The sequence below is a fragment of the Reichenbachiella sp. MSK19-1 genome, assembly GCF_003590315.1.
Classification (GTDB): domain Bacteria; phylum Bacteroidota; class Bacteroidia; order Cytophagales; family Cyclobacteriaceae; genus Reichenbachiella; species Reichenbachiella agariperforans.
This window is the reverse complement of record NZ_MIER01000002.1, coordinates 125,027-139,196: the sequence shown is the minus strand read 5'-3', so window position 1 is coordinate 139,196 and position 14,170 is coordinate 125,027. Positions and strand designations below refer to the sequence as shown.

Here is a 14,170-nt window from a genome sequence, read left to right as displayed (position 1 = left end):
TCACCTTATAATCTTGAAAGAATCCGAGGCATTAGGTCCTTTCAGCATAAGGATATACATCCCCTCATCCATCGCTCTAAAATCCACCGACAGTTGCTGTGCTTGATCTGCAATCTGCCCCTGACGCACCACACGACCATTCAGATCATGGATCCAAAATTGTGAATAGACAGCAGCAGGAAACTGAACATTGAGAACATCTACCACCTGATTGGGATAAACACTCACTTGTCGAGATGCAGAAGTGGAAAGAACTTCATCGTCTGTTTCAAGATTATCCACGTCTGCGGCTTCAAATTTCCATTGCTGCGCTTCGCTAGTATAGTCCAGTGCTTCAAGGTAGATATTGGCTCCATCAAATCTGCCACTCCCTCCATCGATCACCAGTTCTGTTCCTTTCAGTTGTAGACGATAGTGTCCCTCTCCTCCTCCGATTTTGAACCATTGTTGGGATTCTGCACTTTCATCACATGTTGCCAGCACGAGATCGTCCTGATCATTGCCAGCCAAGCACAATTCGCTTCCGTATTTTTGATAGGAATAATAACCTTCTTCTCGGTCTAGCTCTGTCCAGGTCATATTCTCATGATTGCTGAACTTAAGCATGGCCACAGAATGTCCCGCTTCGGTTTCTTGTGCGCCACCATCAATGGCATATAGGTCAGAATCTCTCTTGCGCAATTGAAATTCACCACCGTGTGTAACCTCAGTGCCTTCGTACACTTCCACTTCGGCTAGCGCTAAGATCCCCACCTCAGTTTTTTCTATCCTGATTACTTGACCCAGTACACCTTCGGCATCTACTGTGACAGATGGCTCGGTGAGTGGCTCGATATACTGACAAAATAGAGTCTGCCCCTGCTCGTTCAACACGCTGATCGTAAAAGCACCTAAGCGATCCGAACAGCAATCTGTGCGATTGTAGACGTTTATTTCTCCGATAGGATAAGTATCTCTCAATTCGACTTGCCACCAAGCATTCGTTTCTTCATATGTGTGCGTCACCGAATTGGAAGCGAAAGCCCCATCAGTATTGCCATCGACCGCCCTTATAGCCAACCCTCCATCTGAAGTAGAAGGTTGTGTTGCATTGGCCAGATAAGCCAAATTATCGATGGAAGCAAAATCATTACCGAATACATCCAAGGCCGTGGTCTTTGCTACATCGTCTGATTCGTAAGAAACGGAAAAGCTCTGATCACTATTTTTTTCGACTCGAACGACTTCTAATGAATGAAAGCCCTCAGCCAAACAGATCTCTCCAGATGACTCGATTAGACCTAAAGTGCCATCGTAGCTCACTACTTCTTTGCCATCTACGATCAGACTTGTTGGATCATCGGATGATACATAAAAAGTGTAACGACCGTCAGCAGATACTTCGAGTGTACCGTCAAATGCCACCACAAATTGGTTCAAGGTGTCTGTAGCGGAGATGTCCATATTTGCGATCATACCTGTCTTAGCAGGAGTCATCGTTTCCAAATCTGGTATCGCATCGAAATCTCCCTCATAAATGGCATAATTGATCCCTGAAGTGGCATAAGTAGGAAAGGCCACACCTTCCTCGTACACACATGCCGTAGCACAATCGACATCCGACACATCGTTGTTTGTGCCGTCATCGGTAATGGCACCACAAGACTGACCTGTCACACGAGCACTATTCGGTCCCAAATACATCGGGTAATTAGTCAGGTTATTGAAATCGATATCAGTTGCTGTGAAATTAATGGGAGGAGCTGTACTACCAGACAAGAATCTGTGAGCCAATCTTTCACCTCCAACTACAACTTCTACATGATCGTGCAAATAGGTCGTCTCGTCATATAGCACCACATTGTGTCCCGAACCCGCGTAGTATATGGCTGTAACCTCGCCATCCACGGGAGTCACATAATCATCCATCAGTGACAATTCGATATTGGAATTGCTACGACCCACATCCTCAGAAAGTAAAGATCCAATTGAAGCATCTCCACGAGAATTCACCACGTCGGTATTCGCTCCGACCCAGTACCCTATCTCACAAGCCAGGGTCGTACAGTTTTCAACATACTTGTATCCTGATGCCCACCCGATAGTAACACCAGACCTCATTTTCACTACAGTACTGTTGGTGACGGTGGCTCCAGTTACTCCTCTTTCGTACTCTATGCCATCTACGATGGTCTCTCCTGCATTGTATGAGCGTATACCGTCTTCCTGTAGACTGAAATAATAATTGCCCGTAATGTCTTTTAAATTAAACCCCCAGACTGTTTCAAAATCAACATTGTCTGCAGGTGAGCCTGTACCCTCTTCGGCGAGCACTTCGTCCGTAGAGCGCAACTCACCTTCTACATAACATCCATCTACCCTAGGATCAACAGCTCCCTGAAAAAAGATTCCGTGACCATAAGATCGACAAATGAAGGTACAGTCCTTGACCAGATTAGATTTTCCACGAACCAAGCATGCGCTGCGTTTGTTATGAGAGATGACAGGACCTCCGCCCTTCCCAAAAATATCCCCATAACCATAAGGGTAAGAACCTTTCACCGTAAAGTGACAACCTACCAGCTTATTGTATGCCCCATCCAAAACCACACTAGTAGCTCTGCTAGTAGGTTTATCATCTACCTCTCCATCATCCACCACGGTTACATTTTTTATCGTGTTGTTGCTTCCTAAGACACGAAATTCATAAAAATCAATACTTCCAACAGACTGCGCTGTTTCTGTCTTGATGTAAATCGTAACCCCGGTAAAGTCATAGGTACTATTGTTCCCTTCGAAAAGGAATACATTGAAAGTACTCCCCAGATACTGGCTACTAGTCCAGCGTTTGCCAATCACACCATTGGCTACATCGGCCCCTGTAACCGTATAATCACCAGGTGCCAATTTCACATGAACATCGTCCTGCTCGAGATACGGTTGCAGTTCGGTCAATGAATTGACCGTCGTTTGAGCCATCAAACCCGTACTGCTCCAAAGCAACACGGCTAGTAATAATAGTTGTAATCTTCTCATGCTGATTATCGTTTATAATTCTACTTTTCTTCCCTTGTATTGTATTTTTTTCAAGTCTCCGTCTCCGTCTCCGACCACTTCTACCATCATGTCCATTGGGTTTTGTTCAAAATCGATGTAGTCTCCGTTTCCATTTTCGATGGTCAGGCTCTGATCGGCCTGGTCGTACGCAAACACAAGCTCTGAATACTCTCCCTGCTCATAGTCGTAGCTTTCATTGTCGTCTAGGTACAGCACATACTCGGCATCCTCGCCTGGATAGATTTTGATCGTGAGCGGCTCATCTGTCTCTTGCGTGGCGTATTGTATTTTCGGGCCGAACGGTATGATCGATCCAGCTTTCACGAAAAGCGGTGTCTGATCCAGTGGCGCGTCTACAGTCACGGTTTGGCCTCCGGGTAGTTTCTCTCCTGTCCAGTAGTTGTACCAATCACCGGCTGGTAAATAAATGTCTTTTTCACGCTGCTCGTACTCGGTCACTAGCCCCACCATGATCGACTCGCCAAAGAAAAACTGGTCTTTAATCTCCCAAGTCTTTTTGTCCTCTGGATAGTGATAGGCCAATGGACTCATGAGCTCGCTACCTTCCCGCGTCACGCGCCATGCCTGCGAATAGATGTAGGGCATGAGTTGGTAGCGCAAATCGATGAACCTACGCGCTGTACTTTCGAAAGCTTCGTTGTAGCGCCAAATCTCCGTCTCTGACACATAGCCATGGATGCGAAAAATCGGGCTGAAGGCACCAAACTGAAACCAACGCGTCAGCAATTCGATAAACTCGGGGTTGGTGTATTGATCGTCAAAATCCGGATTGATGGATTTAATATCGCGAAAGAAACCACCAATGTCATGCGTCCAGTACGGTACACCCGCCATCGTAAAATTGAGTCCAGCAGCAATCTGTTCTTCGAACTGCTCCCAAGAAGCCTCTGTATCGCCCGACCAGGAGGTTGCTCCATAGCGCTGCTGTCCAGCATAGGCCGAGCGGGTCAGGTTAAACACCCGTTCATTGGGAAATTCCTTCCTTCTGCCTTCATACATGGCTCGGGTTACTTCCAGTGAATACGTATTATGTACTTGCTCAAATGGCCCTACGGCTGTCATGGCCTTGCTGTCTTTGACGCCCTCTGGCTCAGTGCCATCCAACCAGATCGAACTGACTCCCAAATGAAACATCGAATCACTTAGCATCCGATAAAAACGATCTGCAACGCCCTGATCATAGATATCTACATAATTGCTACTTGGGATTTTCGTCAGGTCGTACTTTTCTTCCAAAGCCTCATTTTTTACCTCAGGCCAAACCGAAACCATCAGTTTCATGTTCAAATCCTTGAGTTCATCTACCATGGCCTTGGCGTTAGGGTATTTGTTTCTATCCCACTCTGGTCCTTTCGTACCTTTCGGCCAATAAAACCAGTCCTGCACGATGTAGTCTACCGGTATTTTTCTTTCACGCATCTCTCGGGCGTTTTCTAGGATTTCGGTCTGATCGTGATAGCGCTCTCGGCACTGCCAAAAGCCATAGGCACCTTTGGCAAACATCGGTGTACTACCTGTCAGTTTATGATTAAGAGCAATGGCCTCCGCCGGATTATCTCCCGCTACGAAGTAGTAGTCGATGGCATCACCAGTCTGACTGCTAAAAACTGTTTTGTTGAAATCCGGCTTGTTGTAAAGTAGACGTCCGGGCATCTTAGCTCCTGTGTTTTGGAATACCACCTCGTAGGTCCTGCCTGCTTCGAGGTACTTTTTGCCAGAATACCTCCTCGGCATCCAAATCGTAGAATAGTTGATCACCTCATCGCCATCGATGGTCACTTGGATCTCGCCACGCATACGACCGTTGTTGTCGCTCAGTGCTAAAAAGGTGTACTCTCCCGTTTGATCCGGAGTGAAAGTGGTGCTTCTGATGTTTTTTTCTTCAGCTTCCACTGTAGCATAGGCTGCTACGTTTTCCTTTTCTCCTGTAGTTGGTACTTCTTCGTTTTCCTTCGAGATTTGAGCTTTCGCTACGGCATCAAACTCAATTTCATTTTGTGGTTCGTTGAAATCCGTCAGGCTGTAGTTGTTCCAGTAGATGCCATAGCCTTTGGTAGAGACCAAAAAAGGAATCGCAATCTCTTGGTTGTATTGCTGGAGTCGGATCGGTACATTTTTCCAGTTCATGATGCCGCTCTGAAACTGCCCCAACCCGTACAAAGCTTCCTCTCCTGCTACAAAAGCCTGCGAAAGGACATTGCCTTCAGCTGTAGGATTGAGATAAGTCCTGTCATTGGTTTCGGACAGCAATGGCTTGCCGTTTTTGTCCTCATACTGGATCGTACCATCACTGTTGACCAACACTTTGATCTGATCGGTAGTGATCGTCAATTGGTCTTTGGTTTCTTCGATGGTCCATTTTATGTCCTGAGGTTCCAGTACCGTCACATAATCCGGAACATTAGAAACAGCTGCTCCAGGCATTTGCTTCGTCACATGGACAATCGCCTCGTCTACTATTTCGATCTTTAGTTCGAGACTATCATGTTTGATGGTAAGCCCCTTGTCTTCTTTGATTACTTCATGGATAAACTTTGAATCACAAGCATTTAAAGCCAGAATCAATAGCAGGCCCAAAAGCGTCTGGCCATGATAGTTCAGTTGAGTAATTTTAGTCTTCATGTGATTTTTTACTAGCTATCGTCAATCTTCTATTTTGCTCAGTCGGTACACTTTGAAATTGTCCAAAGTCATGTGGTTGTGCACGGTACGCAAACCGAAATGCCCTTCGGTATAAGGTCTCGGATCTCTATAGTCGTATATCAAGGTATCATTTCGATAGTATTGGATCACATCATCGAATGCAACGAGACGGATCTTCTTCACCGTATTGGGCTTGATCAGGTAGACAGAATCTGACAAGTCGTGCTCGGGCAGCAAAGGCTTTTCTCCATTCCCGGTATATCTTCTAAACCGGGTTTTGGTATTGAAATGGCCACCCATACCTACATAATACAGGCTAAGTGAATCGTAGTTGGGGAAGCGACCCGTACGAAAATCAGATTTAGCAAATAGGTCGTCAGGGTTTTCGCTATCGGTAGCCATCCAGAAACAGTTGAGATCCGAAGCTCTATCGAAAATACCGTCTTCTTCCTGACTCTTGGTGGTGTCTTGCAAGACCACCGCCTCATATTCGATCATGATGGGGCCTTCTAATTTTTCTTTGAACCAAGCGGTGCAGCCTCTCCAGTCATTGATTTCTAGTTTTCCGTCTTTGTGATAGACACTGCCGTCTGGCATTTGCTCCACTTTCCAGTTATCGATCCCATCTGTAAAATCATCACTATGTATCAGTTCGGCCTTTACTGTCAGGTCGTCGGTTAATTGCAATACTGAATCACCAGTAGTTTGACAAGACCAAACAATTCCAATCAGGAAAAGAAAAATAGTATAGTTTATCAATCTGTTCATCTCTCGTTTGTTTTAATTTTTATGTTCTGACCGTTCCCAAACATGACTTCCTTCCAACAATGCCTGATACTCCTTGTTGAGGATCACCTTCATGCTATCTAACTGCTCTGGTCGATCAGCAGAGAGGTCCTTCCACTCGTTTTCATCTTCTGTCAAATTGTAGAGTTCAAAATCCACCAGCTCGGCATTTTTGACCGAATCGACATTGCCTGGGTAGACATTTTTGATTTTGGGCAAGTAGGCCGTATCGTATTGGAGACGAGCCATTAGCTTCCAATCGCCATCGCGCATCGCCACCACACGATCGTTGAGTGCGTTGTAGAATGCCCATAGCAAGGGTTTTTCTCTTTCCATCTTACCCGTCTTCAGGAAATTGGTAAGCGACTGACCATCGAGCGTACGGTCTGGGAGCTCTGCCCCGGCCAGTTTGCAGAAGGTAGGCATCAGATCCAGTGCTGAGACTACCGCGTCCGACTCACCATTGTAGGTTTCCCCTCCCATCCAATACACGATACCGGGCACTTTGAAGCCGCCATCGGTCGTCCAGAGTTTTCTACCTTTCAATCCATCCGTAGTGCCATAGGAATGTTTGGCTTGGGGATACCTAAGCAGTGTTTCCGGTCCATTGTCGGAGGTAAAGACAATCAGGGTATTGTCATGGCCATTGTTTTCGAGGTATTGGACCAGGCGCCCTACGGCGATATCCACATTTTCCACGTTAGCGAAATATTGTGCCTGGTTCTCATTTTGCGCATGCGCCAGATACTTCTGCACCAGTGCTGGCGGAGAGGCGATCGGTACGTGCGGCTCGTGAAAAGTCACCTGGAGGTAAAAAGGTTGATCTTTCTGCTGCTGGCCCAGCCAGTCCATCGCCTCATCTACTACGATCTGACAGCTGTAGCCTTCGATCTCGCCTACTTCCTGTCCATTGCGCACGAAGTTGCGCGGGTTTTCGTGGCTTGGCGCGGCATTGTTGTGTGTAGCAAACCAGTGATCAAATCCGAACTTGTCCGGCGTAGGCTGTTTTTCTGGATCGTTGAACAATGAACTGCAGTGCCATTTGCCCGACAGGCAGGTCGCATAGCCCGCTGACTTCATTTTTTGCGGAATGGTCTCCTCATGCGCCTGCATGTGCACCAAGTCACGGTTGTTGGGGCGAGGGTTGTGGCCGCCGACTATGAAGTCATATATACCGGCACGGTTGGGGCTGCGTCCGGTCATCAACCCCACACGAGAGGGAGAGCAGACAGGTGCCGCTGAGTAAAAATTGGTCATGCGTATGCCTTTGGCCGCCAGCCCGTCCAGATTGGGCGTCTGGATCATCGGATGGCCATATGATGACAAGTCTCCATAACCCAAATCATCGCATAGAAGCACCACGATGTTGGGCTTTTCCTGCAGTGTAGATACCTGCTTTTGCTTATCGCATGAAAAAACGAATAGCGACACAGTCAATAAAATGGCCAGTTGTATTCTTTTCATAGTGTTGTCTTTTGATCCCAGAGTCTATAGGGGTCATCATGCGCTATCATTTGCTCTAGCAGCAGTGCCTCCATCTCTTTTCGTTTGTCGGCATATTTTGGATTGTTGGCCAGATTGGTCTGCATCTCGGCCTCTTTGCCGTGCTCGGGCAGGTATTCGTTGGGATTCTCGGCCAGATTGAAAAGCTGGGTTTCTCTCACCTCTCCATCCATCACGTCGTATTTGATCAGCTTCCAGTCGCCCTGGCGTACGCTGCGCATCCCCGGCTTGGTGCCTCCGCAGTACACACCATACTGTACCTCTCGCACGGTCTCCTTTTGTCCCATCAGCACAGGCTTGAAGCTCACACCCTGCACGGTCTCTGGGATATCAATCCCGGCCAAATCGCACAGCGTAGGCAGTACATCTAGCAAGTAGATGTTACCCTCGGCACGCTGCCCGGCCTGGATACCTGGTCCGCTCACAATGAAAGGCACGCGCCAGGTATGCTCGTACAGGTTTTGCTTGCCCTGCAGACCATGACGTCCGATAGCCATACCATGATCGGAGGTGTAGATGATGTAGGTATTGTCCAGCTCTCCCATCTGCTCCAGCCTGGCCAATACCTTCGCCATTTGGCTATCGATATTCTCCGAGCAGGCGTACTCGCGTCCCAGTTCGTTGCGGATGGTGTTTTCGTCCCTTCTCTTCCACACACCGCTCACACGCTCTTCGTCGCGTAGCTCAGGGTGCCCATGAAAGAAAGGGTGTGCCGACAGATAGTTGTCCTGCAGCGGCGGTTGTTTGGGGTTGGCTGCCGGGATGCGTTCTTTGTCCTTGTGATTAGTCGCTCCGTATTTGGCCAGCAGCTCAGGGGTGCCGTTGCGGGTATCATGCGGATGCGAAAAGCCAAAGTATATCATAAAAGGATCGTCCTCTCCGGCCGTCTCACGCTCTCCCAGATAGTCGAGTACCTGCTGGGCATGCCAGGCACTGCCCGACTCCTCGGTACCGCCGCGCTTGGTGGCGTCTTTGACCACCGCAAACTGGCGGTTGGCCCCTGGGTAGGAGTTGCCCTTCTTGCAGGTACGCATGGTCTTGTATCCGGCGCGATTGAAGATCGCCGGCAGTGACATCGTATCGAGTGGATGCGGATCGGTCTGCTTCTGAAACTCCGCACTAGGTGGCAAATGCCACAGCGTGCGCCCCGTCATGATCATGTGCCGCGAAGGGGTGCACACCGCGCCGTTCATCGAGCCCATGTGGCGTGCACTCTCGATCACCATGCCCCCAGAGGCCAATCGATCGATCGTGGGCGTCTCCAGGATCGAATTGGGATCGTACTGCTTGAGGTCAAATGGCGACTGATCGTCTACCAATACAAAGAGAAAATTGGGACGCTTGCTCTCTTGCTTTTGCTCCGATGGCTGACAGGCCACCAGAAGTAGCAGCAAGCCTGCGATGTACCCGATATTTTTGATCATGTCTTTCATTCCAATTTCTATTTTAGTCTATCTGCTGATCTATAGCTGCCGGATACTCCTTGGCCTTGCCTTTTTTCAACTTGATACGGATCGGCTGATCGGCACTGTAGTACAAATGTCCATCCTCCCATCGCAGCTCTGCTGTAGCTGACTCTCCCACTGCTTCGAGCTGATATTTACCAAATTGCAACTGCTTGCCTTGCCCGAGAAACAAGTACTCCAGCTCTCCCTCCTTCTGTGATACTACCCCCAATCTACCTTGAAATTGCTGTTTCTTGCCTCCTTCATGCACCTGGTCATCGGTAGCCTGATAGATGGTTTGCTCACTCATCGCTGAGGTCACCTCTAGCTGAACGAAGGTCGCTGAAGCCGCTTTCGTCTCCACTCGCTTTACGCTACTTTGATCTCCTGCGTAGCTGTCGAATACGGCTACAAACGGATGTGCTGCGCCATTGCTGCCGTACTGCTGTACCAGCAGGGTTGGAGTATTTTGTGGTGCCTTGTTGACCTGGCCTGGCGTCACATCAGAGCGAAGAGTCGTTGGTGGCGCATCCATTTGATACAGTGTACGCCCGGCTCCTCCTGTCATCCACATCGTGGTGCTGATAGATGGCGATACTCGGTCTATCGTCCAGGTGGCTTTGAAGTCTCCCTCATGAGCGACAGCCTTTGTCTGTTCAAAAAACGAATAGGCCTTGTGCGGTGGATTGGCGATCTCCGCGTCGGTCAGTACCAGTGGCTCTCCTGCCAGGCTTTGTAGGGTCAGCTCATCGCCCAAGTTGTGATGCAGGTAGTCATTGTCGTCCAAATCCGAACGAAATATATCTACATAGTATCCTGACGTAGGAGAAGTGCGAATCATGGCGATCACTCGTCGCTTTTCATCGGCCGATACATCGGCAAACGAGCAGTACTTTGAGATCACCTCGTCGTTGTAAAACTGCCCCTCGGGTACCGCCGGAGACATGGCATTGACAGTGATGTCACCTTTCTGATAACCTTGGGTGATGGTATTGCTACCGACGATGTTGCGATGATAGCCGGCATCCTTCGACCAGTAGGACTCATAGGCCGAGGCGTCAGGCGCCATCGCCCAACCCTGGTGGTAAAACTGCCAAGCCAGACCATTGGGCGAGAGATGCCCCCCTTTCTTGCCTCCGTAGAGGGTAAACATCATGCCATTGTCCTCGTCATTGCCATTGCGTAGGATCATGTGACGATGAAAACGCGAGTAAGCCGCACCGTAATAGGGCAAAGTCGTCTGGTTGGACTGGATAGGCTGATTGAGTACGATGCTGCGCCATTCGCCATCGGCACGGTCGTACTGTCCCATTTCGATGCCTTTGTTGATCACGGTCTCTACGTTGGCCACATACTCGTCGCTCCCTACCCAAGAGTAGTAGGTCAGCAGTCTCTCAAACACATCGAAACCCAGCGGACCACCGCGCATATCACCAAATACCACGAGGTTGCCTCGCGGATCCAGCCAGCCAATGTTAGCCATGGCTGCTTTCTGAATGATCGGATTGTCTCCTACTGTATTGACACCCGCCTTATACAGCGGCATGGCCATCTGTAGTATCGCTCCGATCATGCCTGAGGCATAGCCAGGAGACTCAGGCCATAGCCCCGTGTCAGGATCATAGTTTTGCAGGATCTTGGGTAGTGCCGCGTGATACTCAGTGGATATCTCCGTATAGTAGGGGATATAATGTTCCTTGCCTTTGCCATCGGCATAGTAGTCGTCAGACTCCAGCACCAGCATACTCGGTATGATGTGACGGTAGCGGTTTACGTTCCAGTTGCCCTTGTCGCCACCGCGTACGAGTCCGATCTCGATGAACCGCTTGAACACCACGCTAGCCAAATCCGTGACGGTCATATCCAGCGTTTGGAGATGCTCGTGCGGGTGTGCACTCATATAATCATGTACAAAATCATACGTAAAAGCTGCCGGTTCCTGACGATCGTCATGGATCACCTCATAGTCGTAGTAGCCCAAGATACCACCCGGTGCATATCCCCCTGGGCCATTGGAAGACTCCTCTGGATCCAAAGGCGGCTCCATGTAATAGGTACCCAGCAGCCAGGCCCACAGAATGTCCGATGAAAATTTGGCGTATTTTTCGTCCTGCGTGAGATAATAAGCAAAAGCCGACTTCTCTGCCAGCTTGAGGATCTCCATATTGTTTTGGCGGATCATGTGTCCTGACTTCTTGTAGGGCACTAGTATACGGGTCGTATCTCCCGAGGATCGACTCACGCCCCACATATCACCCGTGGCATTGTATGGGGTACGCTCTGCTAGCGGCACATTGTAGTAGTCATTCCAGCGACGCATGCCGGGGAGGCGTACAGTCGGTACTGGAGCATTGCCTTCACCATAGTCCCAGTCTTGATTTTTGATATAGCATTGGGTGTATCGCTCACCATCTTGCCAGTACATGGCCAGGCGAGATACGATCCAGTCTGGGTCTGTCTGGTGCCTATTGGCAAAAGGCTCTACTTCCTGGAGCAGCTTGTCCCAGCTGGCTTTGGCCCAATCTTCGCTTTCGATTTTTTGTTGAATAACTCCCCGATCTTCTGTACTGACGTACAAAGCGGGATGCTGGCTTGTACTGGTAGTCTGTGCCAGTATAGGGAGGTGAAATAGGAGTACCAAAGTCCAAAGCATAGGTTTGAACCATGATGACCATGTCATATTTTCTTTCATAATAAATACAGCTTTACAGCCCGTAATTTCAGTCAAAAGCAAGGTTTTGGCTATCACTCATCGTTCGAGACCGATAAATTATGTGTCAAAATCTCCAAAATGAAGGCTTTTCTCTGATTGAGCAAGACAAATGAATTAGTATACGAAGTATGACTGACAAGCCAAGCTCCAAACACTTGTCCGCTTGGATAATTTACACTTAAACTGACTACAAAAAAAGGGCTTCCTCGTTAGAGAAAGCCCAAGTTCATCTAATATGAACCAAAAAGGGTATCGTAATGTGATGGTTTAGAAAAAGAGCAAAGTAGCCACTTTGCTCTTTTGTATTTGACTAAACTTTCACAAACCAATTAATGATTTTCAGCGTATGCTTCAAGCTCTTCCATCGTCTTGAAAGTAATCACCCAGTCCACAGAGATATCGGTACCAGGCACAAGCCCAACTCCGCCTCTATTCTGGAAGCCCCACTGATCAAAGGTCACATTGCCGTCAGCATCCTGCGCTGTGGCATAGTTGGCATCTGCTTCGATACTTGTCGATCCATCCCAGTAGTACACATCAGTGTATCCGCTAAGTACAGATGCATCTCCATAGTTGCCATTGCCAACACTTGCATCTGAATTGGACGCAGTGAGATAAGGAAGCTCTCCATAAAGATTGGCCTTCATCGCTATAATCGGGTACTCTGGAGAGTAAGTAACTGGTCCTACATAATCAAGAGTAGTCACACCATCAGGGTAGCCCGTAAGTGCAAACTTATTGCCGTCCCAGCATCTGAATATACCCACACGAGCTGCAGTCAAGGTGGTATAGAAAGATCCATCTTCTTGCCACTCTGGTGTATTTCTATGATCCATAAACTCTAGGTTGAGATAATCCTCTTCTGTCCAATCTGGAGCAGGACGAGTATCCATATCAAATTCCCAGAAAAGTTTACCCGCAGGGTAATTTTCAACTACCTCCGATTTCATCAATTCAATGGACTCGTACGATCTAATCCAATCTACATCGTATCCAGACTCTGAAGAGCGTGCTTCTATATGGAAACCAAACTCTCTGAATATAGTCAATCCATCCAGAGTCTCTTCACTACCATCGGCAGCTACAAGTGGCAAAGCACTCAAATCCCAATACAAGACGTCACCCGCTCCAGAAACATAGTTATGGGTATTGTACTCTGTTCCAAATACTCCAATATCACTAATGATCTGCAAATCAGCATCTCCTAATCTCGACATTCTAATAGCCAAAATAGGGAAAGTAGCCACATCAATGACGGTATTGCCATCATACATGAGGTCAGCCTGACTTCCTCCTGCGAATTCAACATGCAGTTCACTACCTGATACAGATTGAGTAGCTCCCTGCTGAGCCATCCACCCTTCATTGTCCGTATCAAATTGCGTTTCAATACCTACAAATGGGAAAGTAAACTCTTCGGTTTGAAACTGCTGAGGAGCCACTACCACAGTCAATGGTCCTGATATCGCCAAAGGCACTTCTACCTCTATCTTTGTGTCAGCAACTGACAGTACGGTCGCTTCAGCTGGTGCATCTATTCCAGAAAAGAAAACCTGCACATCAGATTCTACAGTACCGAAGTTCTTACCATATATAGTCACAATATCTCCCACAACACCTGACACTGGTGCTATTGAATCAATCACTCCTCCAGGCAATACGTTGAATACCTCTGAAAATGCCACATCATGTGTCCAAACAGTAACCATCAAGTCATTCTCTCCTGTCAAGACCTGAGACGGTACTCTCACCTTGATTTCTTCATTGGCTACACTTTCTATTACCTCTGCCTCGAATTCACCAAAAGTAACTGTGACGGCATCTGCATAATCACCAAAGTCTGTTCCTGTAATAGTTACCAATGCATTGGGCTTTCCAGCTTTAGGAGAAAAATCTCCTAAAGTTGGTTCTGGATACTCCTTGTATCCAACCTCTTCTGGTTCGCAAGCACTGTAGATCGCCATGATCCCAAATACCAGTGCCAGCACTGCGATATTATTTTTTATAATCTTCTTCATTTTTC

At 48.0% G+C, this 14,170-nt stretch carries 7 protein-coding genes; all 7 read right to left on the bottom strand.

What is annotated here, in order from left to right; translation table 11 throughout:
- The 7 genes from BGP76_RS00745 to BGP76_RS00715 all read right to left on the bottom strand — a co-directional run bounded on the left by BGP76_RS00745 (position 1) and on the right by BGP76_RS00715 (position 14,165).
- On the bottom strand, positions 1-3,015 hold the full coding sequence (locus tag BGP76_RS00745) for a PA14 domain-containing protein (protein ID WP_119843256.1): 3,015 nt from the start codon (positions 3,013-3,015) through the stop codon (positions 1-3).
- A 12-nt stretch (positions 3,016-3,027) separates the two neighbouring features.
- Complete coding sequence (locus BGP76_RS00740) at positions 3,028-5,679, bottom strand: TIM-barrel domain-containing protein (protein WP_119843255.1); 2,652 nt, start codon at positions 5,677-5,679, stop codon at positions 3,028-3,030.
- Between the two features lie 21 nt (positions 5,680-5,700).
- Complete coding sequence (locus BGP76_RS00735; RefSeq protein WP_119843254.1) at positions 5,701-6,468, bottom strand: DUF6250 domain-containing protein; 768 nt, start codon at positions 6,466-6,468, stop codon at positions 5,701-5,703.
- A 12-nt stretch (positions 6,469-6,480) separates the two neighbouring features.
- Positions 6,481-7,950 carry a sulfatase-like hydrolase/transferase gene (locus BGP76_RS00730; RefSeq protein WP_119843253.1) on the bottom strand — a complete coding sequence of 490 codons (1,470 nt, stop codon included), beginning with the start codon at positions 7,948-7,950 and terminating at the stop codon, positions 6,481-6,483.
- The gene (locus tag BGP76_RS00725) at positions 7,947-9,422 is read right to left on the bottom strand and encodes a sulfatase-like hydrolase/transferase (RefSeq protein ID WP_119843252.1); all 1,476 of its coding nucleotides are present in this window, start codon (positions 9,420-9,422) and stop codon (positions 7,947-7,949) included. Before BGP76_RS00725 ends, BGP76_RS00730 begins: the two co-directional genes overlap by 4 nt.
- Before the next feature lie 13 nt (positions 9,423-9,435).
- Entirely contained in the window at positions 9,436-12,126 is a 2,691-nt protein-coding gene (locus BGP76_RS00720; protein ID WP_119843251.1) for a hypothetical protein, read from the bottom strand.
- A gap of 350 nt (positions 12,127-12,476) precedes the next feature.
- Positions 12,477-14,165: an IPT/TIG domain-containing protein gene (locus tag BGP76_RS00715; protein ID WP_119843250.1), complete on the bottom strand. Its 1,689-nt coding sequence runs from the start codon at positions 14,163-14,165 to the stop codon at positions 12,477-12,479.
- Positions 14,166-14,170: the final 5 nt, after the last annotated feature.

Excerpts from the sequence above, each read along its gene's own strand:
- BGP76_RS00745 (WP_119843256.1), bottom strand. The coding sequence starts at position 3,015 with ATGAGAAGATTACAACTATTATTACTAGCCGTGTTGCTTTGGAGCAGT.
- BGP76_RS00740 (WP_119843255.1), bottom strand. The coding sequence starts at position 5,679 with ATGAAGACTAAAATTACTCAACTGAACTATCATGGCCAGACGCTTTTG.
- BGP76_RS00735 (WP_119843254.1), bottom strand. The coding sequence starts at position 6,468 with ATGAACAGATTGATAAACTATACTATTTTTCTTTTCCTGATTGGAATT.
- BGP76_RS00730 (WP_119843253.1), bottom strand. The coding sequence starts at position 7,950 with ATGAAAAGAATACAACTGGCCATTTTATTGACTGTGTCGCTATTCGTT.
- BGP76_RS00725 (WP_119843252.1), bottom strand. The coding sequence starts at position 9,422 with ATGAAAGACATGATCAAAAATATCGGGTACATCGCAGGCTTGCTGCTA.
- BGP76_RS00720 (WP_119843251.1), bottom strand. The coding sequence starts at position 12,126 with ATGAAAGAAAATATGACATGGTCATCATGGTTCAAACCTATGCTTTGG.
- BGP76_RS00715 (WP_119843250.1), bottom strand. The coding sequence starts at position 14,165 with ATGAAGAAGATTATAAAAAATAATATCGCAGTGCTGGCACTGGTATTT.